Below are 20,551 nucleotides of genomic sequence, written 5' to 3'. Positions count from 1 at the left end.
GGATTAGGAGCCCGCATCCTGCGGAAATTCCTTGCCGATTCGCTGCAGATAACGATCGGCTGCCGCCTGATCGCCGAGCCGCGCTTCGATTTGAGACGCAAGTTGTAACACGGAACGCGTTGCGGGTGCAGCCGACAGCCGCCGCTCCGCAAAGGCCCGCGCCTCCAGATACTGGCCCCGCTGCAGGCTCAGCTGGGCCATGGCTTCCAGTGCGACCGGGTTGGCCGGCATGCGCACCAGTGCGGCGCGCAGGTCGCGCTCGGCACGCACGGACTGCCCGGCATCCAGTGCACAGCTGCCGGCGTTGGCCTGGGCGACCTCGGGCGTGGCATACCCCGGCGCGGCGATCGCACGGTCGAGCCAGGCCAGTGATTCGGCCGGCCGGCCATGCTGGCAGAGCCAGGCGCCATAGTTGTTGAGCACATCACCCCGCTCCGGGGCCATGTCCGCCGCCTTGCGGAACAGTTCACCGGACTGGGCGACCTGGCCGCGACGGTCGGCCACTCCGGCCAGCAGGCCCCAGGCATCGGGCGCGCTGCCATCGATCTTGAGGGCGGCACGCGCGCGCTTTTCCGCCGACTCCAGGTTGCCGGCCTGCAGGTCGCGACCCGCCAGCGCCAGCTGGTCCTGGTACTGCACCTGGCGGCGCACCTGCGCACTGTCGCGCACCACGTATTCCGGCGCCGTCGTACCGGCGCCGCGCTGCACGCGTTCAGCCCCCTTGCCGCAGCCGCCGGCCACCACGGCCAGCGCACCTGCGATCAGGGCTGGCCAGAGGCGGTCAGGCCGCAGCATCGCGCCCCTTCCCCGCCTGCAAGGTCTTGTTGAACTCCGCCTGGCGGCGGGTGCGATCCATGACCTGGCCCTTGAGCTGGCCGCAGGCCGCATCGATGTCATCGCCACGGGTGCGGCGGACCATCGTCAGCACGTTGCTGTCCAGCAGGATCTTCTGGAACGCACGGATGTGCGCTTCTTCCGAACGCTCGTAGCGGGTGCCGGGGAACGGGTTGAACGGGATCAGGTTGACCTTGCCCGAATCCTTGGCCTGCACCGCATTGTCAAACTGGCGCATCAGGCGGGCCAGCTCGCGGGCATGCTCGGGCTTGTCGTTGATGCCCTTCATCAGGGTGTACTCGAAGGTGACCGATTCGCGGCGCTTGTTGGCGCGCAGGTACCGCGCGCACGACGCCATCAGGTCGGCGATCGGGTACTTCTTGTTGAGCGGCACCAGGGTCTCGCGCAGCGCATCGTTGGGCGCATGCAGCGACACTGCCAGGGAGACGTCGCTCTCGGTGGACAGGCGGTCGATCATCGGCACCAGGCCGGAGGTCGACAGGGTCACGCGCTTGTTGGCCAGGCCGTAGCCCAGGTCGTCGCGCATCACGCTCATGGCACGCACGACGTTGTCGAAATTCATCAGCGGCTCGCCCATGCCCATCATCACCACGTTGGTGAGGCGGCGCATCTGGTGCGGCACGTTGCCCAGGTGGCGCGCCGCCACCCACACCTGGCCGATGATCTCGGCGGTGGTCAGGTTGCGGTTGAAGCCCTGGGTGGCGGTGGAGCAGAACGTGCAGTTCAGGCCGCAACCGACCTGCGAGGACACGCACAGCGTGCCGCGGGTCTTGTCCGGGATGTACACGGTCTCGATGGCGTTCTTGCCATCCACGCCCATCGCCAGCAGCCACTTGTGGGTGCCGTCGGCGGAGGGCTTGTCGAACACGATGTTCGGGACGACAACCTCGGCATGGGCCTGCAGCTTGGCGCGCAGGACCTTGCCGAGGTCGGTCATTTCATCGAAGTCGGTGACGTAGCGGTGGTGGATCCACTTCATCACCTGGTGGGCACGGAATTTCTTTTCGCCAAGTACATCGACGAAGAACTGCTCCAGGCCCGCGCGATCGAGGTCGAGCAGGTTCTGCTTGCCAGCCGTGGGCGCCGACTTGGGCAGCGGCTGGATGGCGGGTGTCTGTACGACCTCGTTCACGGCATCACTCTCAGCGCGAAACGACTTCGGTCGCGGCGAAGAAGTAGGCCACTTCGATGGCGGCATTCTCGACCGAGTCCGAGCCGTGGGCGGCGTTGGCATCGATGGATTCGGCGAAGTCCGCGCGGATGGTGCCCGGCGCAGCGTCCTTCGGGTTGGTGGCGCCCAGCAGGTCGCGGTGGGCCAGCACGGCGTTCTCGCCTTCCAGGGCCTGGATCATCACCGGGCCGGAGATCATGAAATCAACCAGCGCGTTGAAGAACGGACGCTCGCGGTGCACGGCGTAGAAGCCTTCGGCTTCACGGCGCGACAGCTGCTTGTACTTGGCGGCCACGACCTTCAGGCCAGCCTTCTCGAAGCGGGCGTAGATTTCGCCGATGACGTTCTTGGCAACGGCGTCCGGCTTGATGATCGAAAGGGTGCGCTCCAGCGCCATGGGATGTCTCCAATGGAATCGGGCCGCTGATGGCCCGAAGGGTAACATGAAAAAAACCCGCGTCGGGACGCGGGCTTAGCCTGATAAACGTAGGCAGATTGTAAAAGATCCCGCTCGGTAGTGCCAGCCCATGACTGGCGGGCAGGACGCCCCGTCCGGCACCCCGGCGAATCGCGCTCGGCCGCCTGTTCAGGCTTCACGGCTGCCAGCCATGGGCTGGTACTACTGAATCTCTTTTAACCGCCCGGCCGGTTTTGCTGCACTGCAAAATGCCATACGCCCCCGTCTGGTCCTAGTATCAAACAATCGTTTGATTAAGGTCCGCCATCCCATGGCCAAGCCCGCTCACTTCTCGACCAAGGACCGGATCCTCGGGGCCGCCGAGGAGCTGTTCGCCCTGCACGGCTTCGCCGGCACCTCCCTGCGCCAGGTCACCAGCCACGCCGATGTGAACATCGCGGCGGTCAACTACCACTTCGGCTCCAAGGAAAACCTGGTCAACGAAGTCTTCCGCCGCCGCATGGACGAGATGACCGGCACCCGCCTGACCCAGCTGGAGCAGGCCCGCCGCGAGCATCCCGGGCAGCTGCGCCCGGTCCTGGCCGCCTTCGTCGAACCGGCGCTGGCGATGGCCCAGGACCGGCAGAGCGGCGGTGCCTTCGTGCGGGTGATCGCGCGGGCCTACGCCGAAAAGAACGACAACCTGCGCAAGTTCCTGTCCGACCACTACGGCCACGTGCTGCGCGAGTTCGGCAAGGCCATTGCCGCCTGCGTGCCGGACCTGAGCAAGGAAGAGCTGTACTGGCGGCTGGACTTCCTGGCCGGCTCGCTCACCTATGCCATGGCCGACTTCGGCCTGATCAAGCGACCCGCGGGTGTCACCGAGGCAGCGCATCGTGCGCAGGCCGCCCGTGAGTTGATCCATTTCGCCGAGGCCGGGTTCCGTGCTGCCGCCCGCAGCGCCACCCCGCCCTCTTCCCCCTGACTTCACCGGTACCAACAAAGGCCAACACCATGTCCAATTCCCTGCTAGTCCGTCGCGCCGCCGTGCTGGGTGCCGGCGTCATGGGTGCCCAGATCGCCGCCCACCTCACCAATGCCGGCGTCGACACCGTGCTGTTCGACCTGCCCGCCAAGGAAGGTCCGGCCGACGGCATCGTGCTCAAGGCGATCGCCAACCTGGGCAAGCTGAGCCCGGCCCCGCTGGCCAGCAAGGCGCTGGCCGACGCCATCACCCCGGGCAACTACGACTCCAGCCTGGCGCAGCTGAAGGACTGCGACCTGATCATCGAGGCCATCGCCGAGCGCATGGACTGGAAGCAGGACCTGTACAAGAAGATCGCCCCGTTCGTGGCCGACCACGCCGTGCTGGCCTCCAACACCTCCGGCCTGGGCATCAACAAGCTGGCCGACGTGCTGCCCGAGCAGCTGCGCCACCGCTTCTGCGGCGTGCACTTCTTCAATCCGCCGCGCTACATGCACCTGGCCGAGCTGATCCCGGCCACCACCACCGACAAGGCCGTGCTGGAAGGCCTGGAAGCCTTCCTGGTCACCACCCTGGGCAAGGGCGTGGTGTACGCCAAGGACACCCCGAACTTCATCGGCAACCGCATCGGCGTGTTCTCGATCCTGTCCACCATCCACCACACCCAGCAGTTCGGCCTGGGCTTTGATGAAGTGGACGGCCTGACCGGCCCGCTGGTCGGCCGCCCGAAGTCGGCAACTTACCGCACCTCCGATGTGGTCGGCCTGGACACCATGGCCCACGTCATCAAGACCATGGGCGACACCCTGCCCAATGACCCGTGGCATGCATTCTTCACGTCGCCGAAGTGGCTCGAGGCGCTGATCGCCAAGGGCGCGCTGGGCCAGAAGACCGGCGCCGGCATCTTCCGCAAGGTCGGCAAGGACATCCTGGTCGTCGACCTGGAAAAGCAGGACTACCGCCCGGCCGACCGTACCGCGGCGCCGGAAGTGGTGGAGATCCTGAAGATCAGGAACCCGGCCGAGAAGTTCGCCAAGCTGCGCGAAAGCCAGCACCCGCAGGCGCAGTTCCTGTGGGCGACCTTCCGCGACCTGTTCCACTACAGCGCCTACCACCTGGCCGACATCGCCGAAACCGCACGTGACGTGGACCTGGCCATCCGCTGGGGCTACGGCTGGTCGCTGGGCCCGTTCGAGACCTGGCAGGCCGCCGGCTGGAAGCAGGTGGCGCAGTGGATCGCCGATGACATCGTCGCCGGCAAGAGCATGAGCAACGCCCCGCTGCCGGACTGGGTGTTCGATGGCCGCGATGGCGTGCACGCCGCCGAAGGCAGCTACAGCCCCTCCCGCAATGCCAAGCTGCCGCGTTCGTCGCTGCCGGTGTACCAGCGCCAGCGCTTCCCGGATCCGCTGCTGGGCGAGACGTTCGCGCCGGGCGAGACCGTGTTCGAGAACGACGGCCTGCGCATGTGGCACGACGGTGACGGCATCGCCGTGGTCAGCTTCAAGACCAAGATGAACACCGTGTCCGACCAGGTGCTGGACGGCCTGCAGGAATGCGTCAGCCGCGCCGAGAAGGATTTCCAGGGCCTGGTGATCTGGCAGCAGAAGGAACCCTTCTCCGCCGGTGCCGACCTGGCCGGTGCGCTGGGCCTGCTGCAGGCCGGCAAGGTCGACCAGTTCGAAGAAATGGTGGCCAACTTCCAGCGCACCAGCCAGCGCATCAAGTACTCGCTGGTGCCGGTAGTGGCAGCGGTGCGCGGCCTGGCCCTGGGCGGCGGCTGCGAGTTCCAGATGCACAGCGCCAAGACCGTGGCCTTCCTGGAAAGCTACATCGGCCTGGTCGAGGCCGGCGTCGGCCTGCTGCCGGCCGGTGGTGGCCTGAAGGAACTGGCCGTGCGTGCGTCCGAAGCGGCCGGTCCGGGCGGTGACGTGTTCGCCGAGCTGAAGAAGACCTTCGAGACCGTGGCGATGGCCAAGGTGTCCAATTCGGCGGTCAACGCCAAGGAACTGGGCCTGCTGCGCAGCACCGACAAGGTCGTGTTCAACAGCTACGAAGCGCTGTACATCGCCAAGGCCGAAGCCCGTGCGCTGGCCGAAGCCGGTTACCGCCCGCCGCTGCCGGCACGCCGCATCCAGGTCGCCGGTGACGTGGGCATCGCCACCTTCAAGATGATGCTGGTCAACATGCTGGAAGGCCGTTTCATCAGCCCGTACGACTACGAGATCGCCGAGCGCATCGCCACCGTGCTGTGCGGCGGCAAGGTCGACCGCGGCACCCTGGTGGACGAAGAGTGGCTGTTGACCCTGGAGCGCAAGCACTTCGTCGAGCTGGCCCAGCAGGAAAAGACCCAGGCCCGCATCGCGCACATGCTCAAGACCGGCAAGCCGCTGCGTAACTGATCGCCACACCTGCTTTTGGTGGGTGCCCACCTTGGTGGGCACTCCCTCTGCCTCTGGTAGGTGCCCACCGTGGTGGGCACACCGGCAAAAACTTCGAGAGATCACTGCAATGACCAAGCAAATCCAGGACGCCTACATCGTCGCCGCCACCCGCACCCCGGTTGGCAAGGCACCCAAGGGCATGTTCCGCAACACCCGCCCCGACGACATGCTGGCGCACGTGCTGCGCAGCGTCGTCGCCCAGGCCCCGGGCGTGGACGTCAACCGCATCGATGACGCCATCATCGGCTGCGCCATGCCCGAAGCCGAGCAGGGCATGAACGTGGCGCGCATCGGCGTGCTGCTGGCCGGCCTGCCCAATACCATCGCCGCGCAGACCGTGAACCGCTTCTGTTCCTCCGGCCTGCAGGCCGTGGCGCAGGCCGCCGATGCGATCCGCCTGGGCAACGCCGATCTGATGCTGGCCGGCGGCACCGAGTCGATGTCGATGGTGCCGATGATGGGCAACAAGATCGCCATGGCACCGAGCGTGTTCGACAACGACCACGTGGCCATCGCCTACGGCATGGGCATCACCGCCGAGAAGGTGGCCGAAGAGTGGAAGGTCTCGCGCGAAGAGCAGGACGCCTTCGCCCTGGCCTCGCACCAGAAGGCCATGGCGGCCATCCAGAACGGCGAGTTCAAGGATGAGATCAGCCCGTACGAGATCGTCTCGCACCTGCCGGACCTGGCCGACGGCCAGCGCATCATCACCCGCAACAAGGTGGCCGACACCGACGAAGGCCCGCGCCCGGATTCCTCGGCCGAAGGCCTGGCCAAGCTGCGCCCGGTGTTCCGCAACGGCCAGTTCGGTGGCACCGTCACTGCGGGCAACTCCTCGCAGATGAGCGATGGCGCCGGCGCCGTACTGCTGGCCTCGGAACAGGCGATCAAGGATTACGGCCTGACCCCGCTGGCCCGTTTCGTCAGCTTCTCGGTGGCCGGCGTGCGTCCGGAAGTGATGGGCATCGGCCCGATCGCCGCGATTCCGAAGGCACTGAAGCAGGCCGGCCTGACCCAGGACCAGCTGGACTGGATCGAACTCAACGAAGCCTTCGCCGCGCAGTCGCTGGCGGTGATCCGCGATTGCGGCCTGGACCCGAGCAAGGTCAACCCGCTGGGCGGCGCGATCGCCCTGGGCCACCCGCTGGGCGCGACCGGCGCGATCCGTACCGCCACCCTGCTGCACGGCCTGCGCCGTCGCCAGCAGAAGTACGGCATGGTGACCATGTGCATCGGCACCGGCATGGGCGCAGCGGGCATTTTCGAGGCGCTGTAAGGTTCAAAGCGCCGCCGGCTGATGCGTTGGTTTTTGAAGGGCCCGGGTGGGTGAGACTGCCCGGGCCTGCGATCCCCATGCGGCGGAGCGGTAGATCCACGCCATGCGTGGATGCCGTGGAAACAGAAAAGGCAGCCATCGGCTGCCTTTTCTGTTTCTGCTCCACTCTTGATTCCGCCCTTCCCGTCCGCGCCCGCAGAAAACCTGGCAGGCGGAACGGGCGGGCCTTTGCAGGACCGCAGGCGCCATGGACGGGTTTACGGCGTGTCCTGCAGCGGACTGCCCACGCCTCCCCCACTCTGGCAGGAAGGCGCTGACGGAGCGCTTGCTAAACCGCTACTCCGCCAACATCGCCGTCAGCTTCTCGCGCGCCGCGCCAGCCAGCTTCGGGTTGTCCAGCGCGAAGCGGATCGTCGCCTCGACCAGCCCCAGATGGGTACCACAGTCGAAGCGGGTACCCTCGAAGCGGTACGCATCGACTTCTTCGTTCTTCAGCAGCTCGGCAATCGCGTCGGTCAGCTGGATCTCGCCGCCGGCACCGGTACCGGTGGCCTCCAGCAGTTCGAAGATCTTCGGGCTGAGCACGTAGCGCCCCACCACGGCCAGATCGCTCGGCGCGTCTTCCGGCTTGGGCTTCTCCACGATCTGCGATACACGACCCTTGCGGCCATCGAAGGCCTCGGTGGCCACGATGCCGTAACTGGCGGTCTTCTCGTGCGGCACATCCTCCACCGCGATGACACTGGCCCCGCTGGCTTCGTTGACGTCGGCCATCTGCTTGAGCGCGCCATCGCCACGGTTCCAGATCAGGTCATCCGGCAGCAGCACCGCGAAGGGCTCGTCGCCGACGATCGCCTTGGCGCACAGCACGGCATGGCCCAGGCCCAGCGCTTCGGCCTGGGTCACGAACACCGCGCGTACCCCGGCCGGCAGCACGTGGCGGATCAGCTCCAGCTGCTCGGTCTTGCCGGCGCGCTCCAGCTTCTGCTCCAGCTCGTAGGCCTTGTCGAAGTAGTCGGCCACCGCATGCTTGTAGCGGTTGGTGATGAAGATCAGGGTATCGCAGCCGGCCTCGATGGCCTCGTCGACGGCGTACTGGATCAGCGGTCGATCGATGATCGGCAGCATTTCCTTGGGAACGGTCTTGGTCGCGGGCAGGAAACGCGTACCGAGACCTGCAACCGGAAACACTGCTTTACGAATGCGCTTGCTCATTCAATGCCTGCTGGCTTCTCGTGCCGGGAAAGGCACCACTTTAGCGGATGGGGTGTAAGTTTCCTGTTCGATCGGAGAAAACTCCGGCATGGTCGCGAACAGGACTTCGCGGATGGCATCGGCGTCGTAACGGACGATGGCATCGCGCAGCTTGGGAATGCTGCCCAGCACCAGATCGCGCGAGAACGGGCGCACGCCCGCCTCCAGGATCTTCGGGTGGGCGGTCGGACGGTAATCCTCGTCCGAATAGAACAGCGTCTCGTGCAGCTTCTCGCCCGGACGCAGCCCGGTGTAGATGATCGGGATGTCCTTGTACGGCTGCTTGCCCGCCAGCCGGATCATCTGCTCGGCCAGGACGCGGATCGGCACCGGCTCGCCCATGTCCAGCGTGTAGATGGCACCGTGCGAGGCCGAGGCCGCTGCCTGCAGGATCAGCTGGCAGGCTTCGGGGATGGTCATGAAGTAGCGCGAGACTTCCGGGTCGGTCACGGTAACCGGCCCCCCCTTGAGGATCTGCTCGCGGAACAGCGGCACCACGCTGCCGGCCGAGGCCAGCACGTTGCCGAAGCGCACGGTCACGAAACGGGTGTGCTGGGATTTCTGGTCAAGGCTCTGGCAGATCATCTCGGCGTAGCGCTTGCTGGCACCCAGCGCGTTGACCGGATCGACGGCCTTGTCGGTGGAAATGAACACGAAATGCTCGACGTTGGCTTCCACGCAGGCGCGGGCCACGTTTTCCGTCGCTAGGATGTTGTTGCGCACGGCCTCGCGCAGCTGGCGCTCCAGCACCGGCACATGCTTGTAGGCCGCCGCATGGAAGGTGGCATCGATCTGGTGCAGCGACAAGGTGTGGCGCATGACGGCCGGATCGCCGCAATCGCCCAGCACCGCCTCCACTTCGATGTCCGGGAAGCTGCGGCGCAGCTCGGCCTCGATGGTCAGCAGCAGCAGTTCGCTGATTTCCAGCATGACGATACGGCCGGCACCGTGGCGGGCGCACTGGCGGCACAATTCCGAACCGATGGAACCACCGGCACCGGTGACCAGCACCGTGCGGCCCCCCAGCCAGCCACGCACCAGCGCCCAGTCCGGCGTGATCGGCTTGCGGCCCAGCAGGTCCTCGATGGCCACTTCCTTCAGCTGCCCGGGCAGCGAGTGCCCCTGCAGGATGTCGCTCAGGCGCGGCACGGTACGGAACGGGATGCCGGTACTTTCGCAGATGGCCACCACGCGCTGCATGCCGGCCGCGTCCAGCGACGGCATGGCGATGACCAGCAGCTTGGCCGCCGTCTCCCGGGCCACTGCCGGCGCGTCATCCAGCGTGCCCAGCACCGGCAGCCCCTGCAGGCGGGCACCACGCAGGTGCGAGGAATCATCCAGCAGGCCCACCGGCTCGAAATTGCCCGAGCGCCGCAGGTCGCGCAGCAGGGTCTCGGCGGCCTGGCCGGCGCCCAGGATCAGCACCCGGCGCGCGGTCGAATCGGACTGCAGCGCCTGGTAGTCCTTCCAGGCCCGGTACAGCAGGCGCGGGGCACCCAGCAGGGCCGACAGCGCGAAGGGATAGATGACCAGCACCGACAGCGGCACGCCGCTGAAGCGCTTCCAGGCCAGCACCAGCACGATGCCGACCATGCCGATGAAGCTGGCCTTGAAGATGTTCAGCAGGTCGCTGACGCTGGCGAAACGCCACAGGCCGCGGTACAGGCCCACCCGCCAGAACACCAGGCCCTGCAGCAGCAGCACCAGCCCGGTATCGAAGTTCCACAGCGGCAACGCCGGCGCATCGGGAAGAATGGAATAACGGCCGGCGTGCAGCAGCTGCCAGCAGGCCCAGACCATGAACAGGTCGTGGAAGACGATTGCCGATCTCGGCACCGCGCCGATGATTCTGTCCCGCCAAGGTGACGACATGAGTAGTGCTTTTCCTTATTGGTGACGCAATCCATTGCGCAGAAGGAGCCAAAGACCGGTCAACGCGGCAAACCACCCGACGGCCACGACAGCCTCCCACCCCGGCTGCAAGTTCCTGCAGATGATGAATACGGCAATGCTGAACACACCAAGAATGACGTACGTCCCTGTGACCTGCGCATGGCTGGCTCCTGCCTGCACGGCGCGCTGGTAGACATGCTGGGTATGCGGCTCCATCCAGCGTTCACGGGCAAGGATGCGGGATAACAATGTGAAGCCCGCGTCCACGAGAAACAATGACACCGGTACCAGCAGAAGCAGCCAGGACACGGTGGTGGTCACGCTGGCCAGGGCCGCCACCGCCGCCACCGCATAGCCGAGTGCGCCACTGCCGACATCCCCCATGAAGATGCGGGCCCGGGGGAAGTTGAATGGCAGGAAACCCAGGCAGGCCAGCCCCAGGGCGATGGCGGCCAACGACGCGGGCCAGGGCAGCACCACCGCAAAGCCCAGGGCCGCGATGATGGCCTGGCTGGCGGCGATGCCGTTGATGCCATCCATGAAATTCCAGATGTTGATCAACGAGGTGGTGAAGCCCAGCACCAGCAGGGCATGCCACCAGCTGCCGCCATGAGCCTTGACCAGGCCGGCCAGCAGGGCGGCGGCCAGCACATGCACCAGCAGGCGGCGCAGCGCGGGCAGCGGGCGGTGGTCATCCCACCAGCCGATGCCGGCCACCAGCAGCAGCCCCAGGCCCGCCACCAGCAGCGAGGGCGCTGCCGACGGCCACGCCAGGGCGGCAACGGTGTCCACCAGCAGCAGGGTGACGACAATGGCGATGCCCCCGCCACGGGGGGTGGCCACCGCATGGCTGCGGCGCTCGCCGGGCTGGTCGAACAACTGGCGGCGCAGGGCATAGCCGATCGCCACCCGGGTCAGGGCCGCACTGGTCAGGGCCACCAGCAGCAGCCCGGCCATCCCCCATCCGGCCATGGATCAGAGCACCGCGTAGTTCAGCAGTGGCTTGACGGTGCCCCATTCCTTGCAGCTCGGGCACTGCCAGTGGTGGGTCCGTGCGCCGAAGCCGCAGCGGGTGCAGCGGTAGGCCGGGTTGCGCACCAGCAACTGGTCGGTGATGTGCTTGAGGTCGTGCAGGGTGGCCGTGGAATCCGCCCCTTCGGCCAGGGTCAGGTCGATCAGGGCCGACTCGCCGCGCACCGAAGGACGGTCCTTGAGCTGGCGTCCCAGGTAGGCACGCGCCGGCGCGACCCCTTCCTGCTCCTCCATCAACCGGGTCAGGGCCAGCACCGGCGCGATGCCCCGGTAGTGTTCGGTCATTTCAGACAGGAAGGCGCGCGCACCGCCCAGGTCACCGACCTTGCGGTAGTTCTGCATCAGTGCCGGCAGCAGTTCCGGCAGGTATTCCGGGTCGTTGCGGGCAGCACGCTCGAAGGCCCGCACGGCGGCTTCGGGATGGCCGGCATCGGTTTCCAGGCGGCCTTCGATGATGCCGGCGCGCACCGACATGGCATCGGCCTGGTAGGCCCGGGCGATGGCCGCCCTCGCCTCGTCCAGCTTGCCGGCGCCACGGTAGCGTTCGGCCAGTTCGCATTCGAACTGCCCGATCAGCTTGCCCATCGGCTCGCCGGTCACATCCTCGAAGCGCGTGGCATTGTCGATGGCCTTTTCCCAGTCACGCTCGGCCTGGTAGATGCCGATCAGGTGCTTGAGCGCCTGGGGGGCGCGCTGGTCCAGCTGGGCCAGTTCGCTGAACACCGTTTCGGCACGGTCCAGCAGCCCGGACTTCATGTAGTCCTCGCCCAGCGCCAGCAGCGCCTGCACGCGCTGCGCATCGCTGAGGTCGCTGCGGTTGACCAGCCCCTGGTGCAGGCGGATGGCGCGGTCGACTTCGCCGCGGCGGCGGAACAGGTGGCCCAGCGCGACCTGCGTCTCGAAGGTTTCCTTGTCCAGTTCGGCGATATGCAGGAACAGCTCGATGGCCTTGTCCGGCTGCTCGTTGAGCAGGTAGTTCAGGCCACGGAAGTAGGTGCTGGACAGCCGGCTGACCTGGTTGTCGCCATGGCGCTGGCCACCACGCCGGCCGATCACCCAGCCAGCCAGCGCGGCCAGCGGCACGAACAGGAAGAACCAGAACCACTCAGTGACGAAATCCATCTTCGATCAGCGTCCATCAAACGATTGGGGGGATGGTGCCGAGGGCACCGCGACGGCGCTGCCGGCCTTGTTGGCGCGACGCAGCTGTGCATAGAGCGGAATGACCACGCTCACCAGCACCAGGCCGGCACCGACCACGACACCGACCAGCAGCGCGGCGATCAGCGCCACGCCCACGGATGTATGCAGTTCGGTGAACAGCAGGTTGATCGACATGGCGGTCATGTTCACCGCACCAATGATCAACCCGAGAATGAGGACCGCCAGCAGGACCAGTAGACGAAAGACCTTCATGCGGCAGCTCCAATGGCAGGTGCCATTAGCTTAGCCGACTCGCGGCTGGATTCGCACGCCACGGCGCGACAGGCGCTCAGGCCGGATCGGCATCCACCGGCAGCACGTCGCTGACGCGCTCGCGCAGCTCCTTGCCCGGCTTGAAATGGGGGACATGCTTGCCCGGCAGCGCGACCGGTTCACCGGTCTTGGGGTTGCGGCCCAGCCTGGGCGGACGGTAGTGCAGCGAGAAACTGCCAAAGCCACGGATCTCGATGCGATCCCCGGCAGACAGCGCCCCGCCCATCATCTCCAGCAACGACTTCACCGCCAGATCGACATCATCGGCCTTCAGGTGCGCCTGGCGGCGCGCAAGGATTTCGATCAGTTCGGATTTGGTCATCACCGGCTCACATCAGGGGCTTCCAACCCTGAAACGGCCCGGGCAAAGCCCGGGCCGTCCAGGAAACAACGTACAGCGCAGGCCCGATTACTCGGACTTGCCACCGTTGAGCTGTGCACGCAGCAGCGCGCCCAGCTGGGTGGTGCCGCCCGAAGCGGACTGGTATTCCTCGAGGACTTCGCGCATTTCCGCGTCGTCCTTGGCCTTGATCGACAGCTGCAGGGTACGGCCCTTGCGGTCCATGCCCACGAACTTGGCTTCGATCTTGTCGCCGACCTTCAGGTGCTGCGAAGCGTCGTCAACGCGCTCGTTGGCGATGTCGCGAGCCGACACGTAGCCTTCGATGCCGTCGGCCAGTTCGATCACGGCGCCCTTGGCGTCGACTTCCTTCACCACGCCTTCGACCTTGGAGCCCTTCGGATTGGCAGCCATGTACTGGCCGAACGGATCCTGCTCCAGCTGCTTCACGCCCAGGGAGATGCGCTCGCGTTCCGGATCGACGGCCAGGACGACGGCGTCCAGGGTATCGCCCTTCTTGAAGTTGCGAACGACGTCTTCGCCGGTGGTGTTCCAGCTGATGTCGGACAGGTGGACCAGGCCGTCGATGCCGCCGTCCAGACCGATGAAGATGCCGAAGTCGGTGATCGACTTGATCTGGCCCGACACCTTGTCACCCTTCTTGTGGGTGGCAGCGAAGGTTTCCCACGGATTGGCGGCAACCTGCTTCATGCCCAGCGAGATGCGGCGACGCTCTTCATCGACGTCCAGCACCATCACTTCGACTTCATCACCAACCTGGACAACCTTGGACGGGTTGACGTTCTTGTTGGTCCAATCCATCTCGGAGACGTGCACCAGGCCTTCGACGCCCGGCTCGATCTCGACGAACGCACCGTAATCGGTGACGTTGGAGACCTTGCCGAAGACGCGGCTGTTGGCCGGGTAACGACGGCCGATGTTGTCCCACGGATCCTCGCCCAGCTGCTTCAGGCCCAGCGAAACGCGGTTGCGCTCGCGGTCGAACTTCAGCACGCGGACGTCCAGCTCGTCGCCGACGTTCACGACTTCCGACGGGTGACGCACGCGCTTCCACGCCATATCGGTGATGTGCAGCAGGCCGTCGATGCCGCCCAGGTCCACGAACGCGCCGTAGTCGGTCAGGTTCTTGACGACACCCTTCAGGATCGCACCTTCCTGCAGCTTGTCCATCAGCTGCTCGCGCTCTTCCGAGTGCTCGCTTTCGACGACAGCGCGGCGCGAGACCACGACGTTGTTACGCTTGCGGTCCAGCTTGATGAGCTTGAACTCGAGTTCCTTGCCTTCCAGGTAGGCCGGATCGCGCACCGGGCGCACATCGACCAGGGAACCCGGCAGGAAGGCGCGGACATCCTTGATGTCCACGGTGAAACCACCCTTGACCTTGCCGCTGATGCGGCCGGTGATGGTTTCGTTCTTTTCCAACGCTTCTTCCAGCTCGTCCCACACCATCGCGCGCTTGGCCTTCTCGCGCGACAGGACGGTTTCGCCGAAGCCGTTCTCGATGGAGTCGAGGGCGACCTTGACCAGGTCGCCTTCGGCGACGTCGATCTCGCCAGCGTCGTTACGGAACTGTTCGATCGGCACGATGCCTTCGGACTTCAGGCCAGCGTTGATCACCACGACGTCGCCGCGGACTTCCACGACGGTACCGGTGACGATGGCGCCGGGCTTCAGCTTGGCCAGGTTGGCCTGGCTGGCTTCAAACAGTTCGGCAAATGATTCGGTCATTAGATTTACTCTGTTGGACACATGGGTCGGTGGCGTCCCATCGGGAGATTCTTCCCCGCGATGCTGGCGACCGCCCGCCTGTTGGTCGACCCCGGAAACGCAGGTCGTGTGTAGTAGGAAAACCGCCACGCATCATTGCGCGACGGAGCGTTTACAGCACTGCATTGCGCGACACACCGCCGATGCCCTGGCAATGCTCCCGCGCGAACGGATCAGGCAGCCGGAACCGGAAGCAGATCCATCACTCGGGCAACGACATCCGTGATGCCGATGCCTGTGGTGTCGATGAGGACGGCATCGTCTGCCGGCTTCAGGGGCGCCACGGTACGCTGAGCATCACGGGCGTCGCGGGCCATGATCTCGCGCAGGAGGTCATCAAAGCTAACAGAAACCCCCTTGTCTTTCAACTGCTTATGCCGGCGCTCGGCGCGCTCCTCGGCACTGGCGGTCAGGAACACCTTGTAGGGGGCGTCCTTGAAGATGACCGTGCCCATGTCGCGGCCGTCGGCGACCAGGCCCGGCAGTTCCCTGAATGCGCGCTGGCGCTCCTTCAGGGCCGCGCGGACCTCGGGAATGGCGGCAATGGCCGAGGCCAGGGCACCAGTGGTTTCCAGCCGCAGTTCGTCGGTGGCATCGGAGCCGTTGACCAGGACCCGCATCGATTCCCCCTGTTCAACAAACTGAACATGGGTGTCGAAGGTGCACCGCACCAGCGCCGACGCATCGGAGGTATCAATGTCGGCCCAGCTGGCGGCCACGCCCACGGCGCGGTACAGCGCCCCCGAATCCAGGTAATGCCAGCCCATCCGGCGCGCGATGATGCGGCTGATGGTACCCTTGCCGGCCCCTGACGGGCCGTCGATGGTCAGGACGGGAGCGAGTGGATTCATGGGGGACCTTGCACGTGTGAAGCGGGCATTCTAGCCCCTGGCAACCCGCCCTGCCCGGCCCTTTCCTGCAACCACTTGATCCCTAGGGGAAAAGCCCGCTAGAATGGCGGGCTTGTACGAGCGTCAACGCCGATTGTCTTGCGCATATCGCGGCCACGCTCCACCTGAACTCTTACGTTTACGCCGAGGTATGCCATGAAAGTCCTGTCCTCCCTGAAGTCGGCGAAGTCCCGTCACCGCGACTGCAAGGTTGTCCGTCGCCGTGGCAAGATCTTCGTGATCTGCAAGTCCAACCCGCGCTTCAAGGCGCGTCAGCGCTGAGCCGCCCGGCCCTCGTGGCCGTGGCAGGTCCTTCGCGGGCCGGTCTGCACTGAAAGCCGCCTCCGGGCGGCTTTCTGCTTTCTTTATGCTGTAATCGCCGTTCTTGACCACTGGGGAGTAGTTCGAGATGAAGCGTTTCCTGTCCACCCTGGCCATCGTGGCCACCCTGGCCGCCACCACACCGGCACTGGCCGACACCCTGCTGATCGACCGCAGCCGCGAGAAGCCGGCCGGCGCCCTGCCCGAGCGCGGTCAGAGCATGCAGCAGGTGCAGGCCCAGTTCGGCGCGCCGAACGAGCAGTTGCAGCCCAAGGGGGGCCAGAAGCGCCAATGGCCGACCATCAACCGCTGGGTCTACCCGCAGTTCACCGTCTACTTCGAAAAGCAGAAGGTGATCAACGTGGTGGCCAACCAGGCGGACCCGAACGAGATCGGCCCGAAGCCGCCGATCCGCTGACCCACACTGCCCGCCATTGGCGGGCCTTCGTAGCGAGCCCATGAACCAGACCCTTCGTTTTCCCGCCGAATGGGAAGCCCAGAGCGGCGTCCTGATCGCCTGGCCCACCGCCGACACCGACTGGGCCGACCGCCTGGGCCAGGTGGAAGAGACCTACATCGCCCTGGTGGCCGCCATCACCCGCTTCCAGCCGGTGCTGATCTGCGTGGCCGACGACGATGTGGAGACCTACGCCGAGATGCGCCTGCGCTCCAACCGCATCGACATGGACAAGGTGCTGTTCACCACCGCCGCCTACGACGACACCTGGCTGCGCGATTCGGGCCCGATCACCCTGCGCCGTGCCGACGGCAGCTTCCAGTTGCTGGACTTCCGCTTCACCGGCTGGGGCGGCAAGTTCGACGCCAGCCAGGACGACCTGCTGGTGGGCGTGCTCGACCAGGCCGGCGTGTTCAACAACGCCGCCGTGCGCAGCATTCCGTTTGCCCTGGAAGGCGGCGGCATCGAGACCGATGGCGAAGGCACCCTGCTGACCACCTGGAAGTGCCTGCACGAACGCCACCCGGACCGCGACCGCGACAGCCTCAGCGCCGACCTGGCCGACTGGCTGCAGCAGGACCGCGTGCTGTGGCTGGACCACGGCTACCTGGAAGGCGATGACACCGACGCCCACATCGACACCCTGGCCCGCTTCGCTTCGCCTGACAGCATCGTCTACCAGGCCTGCGACGACCAGAGCGATTCGCACTACGCCGAACTGCAGGCGATGGGCAACGAACTGGCCGCGCTGCGCACGAAGGATGGGCAGCCGTACCGCCTGTTCCCGCTGCCGTGGGCGCAGCCGGTGATCGACGAAGGCCGCCGCCTGGCCGCCTCGTATGCCAATTACCTGATCGTCAACGGTGCGGTGCTGATGCCCGCCTACGGCGATCCGGCCGACGACCTGGCCCGCGACGTGCTGGCCCAGGCACACCCGGGCCGCGAGATCGTGCAGGTGCCCTGCCGCCCGCTGATCTGGCAGAACGGCAGCCTGCACTGCATCACCATGCAGCTGCCGGCGGGCCTGCTCAAGGCCTGATCCGGCCGGAGGCTCCGCCCGGCGGACCTGGCGCTACCCGGCCACGCCGAAGGTAGCGCCGGGCCCTGCCCGGCAAGCGCAGCGGCCGGCGGACAACCCGCCACACTTCCCCGCCATCAGCGCGGAACCGCACCATTCAGCCGCTGCCACGCTGCGCCCGCCCATCCGCGTTAACATGCGGGTTTTCCCCCGCAGGAACCCCCGCATGAACTCGCGCAGCCCCCTTACCGTCGCCCTGGTCCAGGAGCGCAACCACGGTGATGCCGCCGCCAACCTGGCGGTGATCGAAGCACGCGTGGCCGAGGCGGCTGCGCAGGGCGCGAAACTGGTGCTGCTGCAGGAACTGCACAACGGCCCGTACTTCTGCCAGCACGAATCGGTGGACGAATTCGACCTGGCCGAGCCGATCCCGGGCCCGAGCACCGAGCGCCTGGGCGCGCTGGCAAAGAAACACGGCGTGGTCATCGTCGGCTCGCTGTTCGAGCGTCGTGCCGCCGGGCTGTACCACAACACCGCCGTGGTGTTCGAGAAGGACGGCACCCTGCTCGGCAAGTACCGCAAGATGCACATCCCGGACGACCCGGGCTTCTACGAGAAGTTCTACTTCACCCCGGGTGACATCGGCTTCACGCCGATCGACACCTCGGTCGGCCGCCTGGGCGTGCTGGTGTGCTGGGACCAGTGGTACCCCGAAGCAGCCCGCCTGATGGCGCTGGCCGGTGCCGAACTGCTGCTCTACCCCACCGCGATCGGCTGGGACCCGGACGATGTGCAGGACGAGAAGACCCGCCAGCGCGACGCGTGGGTCCTGAGCCACCGTGGCCATGCCGTGGCCAACGGCCTGCCGGTGCTCAGCTGCAACCGCGTCGGCCATGAGCCTTCACCGCTGGGCGCGTCGGGCATCCAGTTCTGGGGCAACAGCCACGTGCTGGGCCCGCAGGGTGAATTCCTGGCCGAAGCCGGCACCGAGGCAACCGTGCTGCTGTGCGATGTCGACCTGCAGCGCAGTGAACACGTGCGCCGCATCTGGCCGTTCCTGCGCGACCGCCGCATCGACGCCTACGGCGACCTGCTCAAGCGTTACATCGACTGACCAAGGACCTGCGCATGGGCGTGCTTCTCCGTGATGCCGGCCCCGCCGACATCGCCGCGATCACCGCGATCTACGCGGTGGAAGTGACCGATTTCGTCAACACCTACGAGTACGACATCCCGGACGCGGCCGAGATGCTGCGCCGCATGCGCGACATCATCGACCGTGGCTTCCCCTACCTGGTCGCCGAGATCGACGGCCAGGTGGCGGGCTATGCCTATGCCAACACCTACCGCACGCGCATCGCCTACCAGTGGACCGTGGAGAATTCGGTCTACGTCGATGCGCGCTTCCAGGGCCAGGGCGTCGGCAAGGCCCTGCTGCAGGCCCTGATCGATACCTGCACGGCGCGTGGCTACCGGCAGATGGTGGCGGTGATCGGCGAACCGACCAACACCGCATCGATCAAGCTGCATGAACGCTTCGGCTTCCACCTAGTCGGCGTGTTCCAGGGCCTGGGCCGCAAGCACGGCCGCTGGCTGGACACGGTGCAGATGCAGCGCGCGCTCGGCGATGGCGCCGATACCGCCCCTTCCAATGAATGATTCCATGACCGACACCCTTCCCGAGACCGGCGACGACCTGTTCGCCGGCCAGCCGGTACGCATCGTCGAACGCGACGGCGTGCGCTATACCCTGCTGGGCACCGCCCACGTTTCCCACGCCAGCGTACAGGCCGTGGAAAAGGCCATCGACAGCGGCCGCTTCGATGCGGTGGCGGTGGAGCTGGATGCGCAGCGCCTGCAGGCCCTGACCGACCCGGACACGCTGTCCAAGCTGGACCTGGTGGATGTGATCCGCAAGGGCCGCGTGGCCCTGTTCGCGGCCAACCTGGCGCTGGCCGCCTACCAGCGCCGCCTGGCCGAGCAGCTGGGCATCGAGCCGGGTGCCGAGCTCAAGCGTGCGGTGGGCCTTGCCCGCGAACGCGGCCTGCCGGTGCACCTGATCGACCGTGAGGTCGGGCTGACCTTCAAGCGTGCTTCGCAACGGCTGGGCTTCTTCGGCCGCATGAAGCTGGTCCTGGGCCTGGGCGCTGGCCTGTTCTCCTCGGAGGACGTGGGCGAGGCGGAAATCGAGAAGCTCAAGCAGGGCGACATGCTGGAATCGAGCTTCGGCGAATTCGCCAGCGAAAGCCCGGCCCTGTACGAAACCATCATCGGCGAGCGCGACCGCTACATGGCCACGCGCCTGCGCGAGGAACGCGCGCTGCAGGGCGCCGAGCCCGCCCAGCGCGAGGTGCTGGCGGTGGTCGGTGCCGGCCACCTGGCCGGCCTGGCCCGCTACCTGGAAACCGACAGCGACTCCCCCATCCCGCTGCGCCAGCAGCTGGAAGCCGTCCCGAAGAAGCGCAACATCCCGTGGATCACCCTGGCCATCCTGGCCATCGTGCTGACCGGCATCGTGGTCGGCTTCTACCGCGGTGGGCTGGACGTGGGCACGCACCTGCTGGCGGTATGGGCCATGTACACCGGCGGCCTGGCCGGCCTGGGCTGCCTGCTGGCCGGCAGCCATCCGCTGAGCATCCTGACGGCGATCGTGGTGGCGCCGTTCAAGCCCTTCCGGCTGAGCATCCCCACCGGCGCCTTCGCCGCGCTGGTGGAAACCCGCCTGCGCAAGCCCGCCTACGAGGATTTCCTGAAGCTGCGTGATGATGCGCAGACACTGCGGGGCTGGTACCGCAACCGCGTCACCCGCGTGGTGCTGACCTTCATGCTGACCAACGTGGGCAGCATGCTGGGCCTGTGGCTGACCGGTTTCCAGGTCTGGGGCAAGGTCGCGCACTGACCCCTGCTGCCGGGCATGGCCCGGCACGACCGGGTGAATCCGGTGGCATCGCATG

20 protein-coding genes are annotated in these 20,551 nt (G+C 66.4%); 9 read left to right on the top strand and 11 right to left on the bottom strand.

Annotated features, from left to right (window positions below):
- Positions 1 to 3: 3 nt before the first annotated feature.
- The 3 genes from pilW to ndk are packed head-to-tail and all read right to left on the bottom strand — an operon-like array spanning position 4 to position 2,423.
- Positions 4 to 795: a type IV pilus biogenesis/stability protein PilW gene (pilW, locus tag Q9R17_RS17160; RefSeq protein WP_308155788.1), complete on the bottom strand. Its 792-nt coding sequence runs from the start codon at positions 793 to 795 to the stop codon at positions 4 to 6.
- On the bottom strand, positions 782 to 1,987 hold the full coding sequence (gene rlmN, locus Q9R17_RS17155; protein ID WP_308155787.1) for a 23S rRNA (adenine(2503)-C(2))-methyltransferase RlmN: 1,206 nt from the start codon (positions 1,985 to 1,987) through the stop codon (positions 782 to 784). The genes pilW and rlmN overlap by 14 nt, the downstream gene beginning before the upstream one ends.
- A 10-nt stretch (positions 1,988 to 1,997) precedes the next feature.
- Positions 1,998 to 2,423, bottom strand: coding sequence for a nucleoside-diphosphate kinase (gene ndk, locus Q9R17_RS17150; protein ID WP_308155786.1), 426 nt, complete (start codon positions 2,421 to 2,423; stop codon positions 1,998 to 2,000).
- Between the two features lie 331 nt (positions 2,424 to 2,754).
- On the opposite strand from ndk, the gene Q9R17_RS17145 reads away from it, so the two are divergent.
- From Q9R17_RS17145 to Q9R17_RS17135, 3 genes are all read left to right on the top strand, one after another.
- Positions 2,755 to 3,408, top strand: a complete 654-nt coding sequence (locus tag Q9R17_RS17145; protein ID WP_308155785.1) for a TetR/AcrR family transcriptional regulator — start codon at positions 2,755 to 2,757, stop codon at positions 3,406 to 3,408.
- A gap of 29 nt (positions 3,409 to 3,437) precedes the next feature.
- Positions 3,438 to 5,810, top strand: a complete 2,373-nt coding sequence (locus Q9R17_RS17140; protein ID WP_308155784.1) for a 3-hydroxyacyl-CoA dehydrogenase/enoyl-CoA hydratase family protein — start codon at positions 3,438 to 3,440, stop codon at positions 5,808 to 5,810.
- A 109-nt stretch (positions 5,811 to 5,919) separates the two neighbouring features.
- A complete protein-coding gene (locus tag Q9R17_RS17135) occupies positions 5,920 to 7,128 on the top strand; it encodes an acetyl-CoA C-acyltransferase (RefSeq protein ID WP_108749393.1) in 1,209 nt (402 codons plus the stop codon).
- 336 nt (positions 7,129 to 7,464) lie between these two features.
- Here Q9R17_RS17135 and galU read toward each other — a convergent pair whose 3' ends face one another.
- The 8 genes from galU to cmk all read right to left on the bottom strand — a co-directional run bounded on the left by galU (position 7,465) and on the right by cmk (position 15,762).
- Positions 7,465 to 8,343 carry a UTP--glucose-1-phosphate uridylyltransferase GalU gene (gene galU / locus Q9R17_RS17130; protein WP_308155783.1) on the bottom strand — a complete coding sequence of 293 codons (879 nt, stop codon included), beginning with the start codon at positions 8,341 to 8,343 and terminating at the stop codon, positions 7,465 to 7,467.
- Positions 8,344 to 10,254: a nucleoside-diphosphate sugar epimerase/dehydratase gene (locus Q9R17_RS17125; RefSeq protein WP_308155782.1), complete on the bottom strand. Its 1,911-nt coding sequence runs from the start codon at positions 10,252 to 10,254 to the stop codon at positions 8,344 to 8,346. It abuts the gene before it with no gap.
- 15 nt (positions 10,255 to 10,269) lie between these two features.
- Complete coding sequence (locus tag Q9R17_RS17120) at positions 10,270 to 11,232, bottom strand: lipopolysaccharide biosynthesis protein (protein WP_308155781.1); 963 nt, start codon at positions 11,230 to 11,232, stop codon at positions 10,270 to 10,272.
- A gap of 18 nt (positions 11,233 to 11,250) precedes the next feature.
- Complete coding sequence (gene lapB, locus Q9R17_RS17115; RefSeq protein ID WP_308155780.1) at positions 11,251 to 12,429, bottom strand: lipopolysaccharide assembly protein LapB; 1,179 nt, start codon at positions 12,427 to 12,429, stop codon at positions 11,251 to 11,253.
- 6 nt (positions 12,430 to 12,435) lie between these two features.
- Positions 12,436 to 12,723, bottom strand: coding sequence for a hypothetical protein (locus tag Q9R17_RS17110; protein WP_308155779.1), 288 nt, complete (start codon positions 12,721 to 12,723; stop codon positions 12,436 to 12,438).
- Between the two features lie 76 nt (positions 12,724 to 12,799).
- The gene (locus Q9R17_RS17105) at positions 12,800 to 13,105 is read right to left on the bottom strand and encodes an integration host factor subunit beta (RefSeq protein ID WP_308155778.1); all 306 of its coding nucleotides are present in this window, start codon (positions 13,103 to 13,105) and stop codon (positions 12,800 to 12,802) included.
- An 87-nt stretch (positions 13,106 to 13,192) separates the two neighbouring features.
- Positions 13,193 to 14,872, bottom strand: a complete 1,680-nt coding sequence (gene rpsA / locus Q9R17_RS17100) for a 30S ribosomal protein S1 (RefSeq protein ID WP_308155777.1) — start codon at positions 14,870 to 14,872, stop codon at positions 13,193 to 13,195.
- A 212-nt stretch (positions 14,873 to 15,084) separates the two neighbouring features.
- Positions 15,085 to 15,762, bottom strand: coding sequence for a (d)CMP kinase (cmk, locus tag Q9R17_RS17095; protein ID WP_308155776.1), 678 nt, complete (start codon positions 15,760 to 15,762; stop codon positions 15,085 to 15,087).
- 195 nt (positions 15,763 to 15,957) lie between these two features.
- Here cmk and ykgO point away from each other — a divergent pair, with 195 nt between their 5' ends.
- From ykgO to Q9R17_RS17065, 6 genes are all read left to right on the top strand, one after another.
- A complete protein-coding gene (ykgO, locus tag Q9R17_RS17090) occupies positions 15,958 to 16,083 on the top strand; it encodes a type B 50S ribosomal protein L36 (RefSeq protein WP_017355593.1) in 126 nt (41 codons plus the stop codon).
- A gap of 127 nt (positions 16,084 to 16,210) precedes the next feature.
- Complete coding sequence (locus tag Q9R17_RS17085) at positions 16,211 to 16,540, top strand: hypothetical protein (RefSeq protein ID WP_308155775.1); 330 nt, start codon at positions 16,211 to 16,213, stop codon at positions 16,538 to 16,540.
- Positions 16,541 to 16,580: 40 nt separating this feature from the next.
- Complete coding sequence (locus tag Q9R17_RS17080; RefSeq protein ID WP_308155774.1) at positions 16,581 to 17,618, top strand: agmatine deiminase family protein; 1,038 nt, start codon at positions 16,581 to 16,583, stop codon at positions 17,616 to 17,618.
- Between the two features lie 205 nt (positions 17,619 to 17,823).
- A complete protein-coding gene (locus tag Q9R17_RS17075; RefSeq protein ID WP_308155773.1) occupies positions 17,824 to 18,711 on the top strand; it encodes a carbon-nitrogen hydrolase in 888 nt (295 codons plus the stop codon).
- A 14-nt stretch (positions 18,712 to 18,725) separates the two neighbouring features.
- Positions 18,726 to 19,256, top strand: coding sequence for a GNAT family N-acetyltransferase (locus tag Q9R17_RS17070; RefSeq protein ID WP_308155772.1), 531 nt, complete (start codon positions 18,726 to 18,728; stop codon positions 19,254 to 19,256).
- Positions 19,249 to 20,496 (top strand): TraB/GumN family protein, encoded by a 1,248-nt coding sequence (locus Q9R17_RS17065; RefSeq protein ID WP_308155771.1) that lies wholly within the window; start codon positions 19,249 to 19,251, stop codon positions 20,494 to 20,496. Before Q9R17_RS17070 ends, Q9R17_RS17065 begins: the two co-directional genes overlap by 8 nt.
- Positions 20,497 to 20,551: the final 55 nt, after the last annotated feature.

The sequence above is a fragment of the Stenotrophomonas sp. 24(2023) genome, from assembly GCF_030913365.1.
Taxonomy (GTDB): domain Bacteria; phylum Pseudomonadota; class Gammaproteobacteria; order Xanthomonadales; family Xanthomonadaceae; genus Stenotrophomonas.
This window is presented reverse-complemented; position numbering and strand designations above follow the sequence as displayed.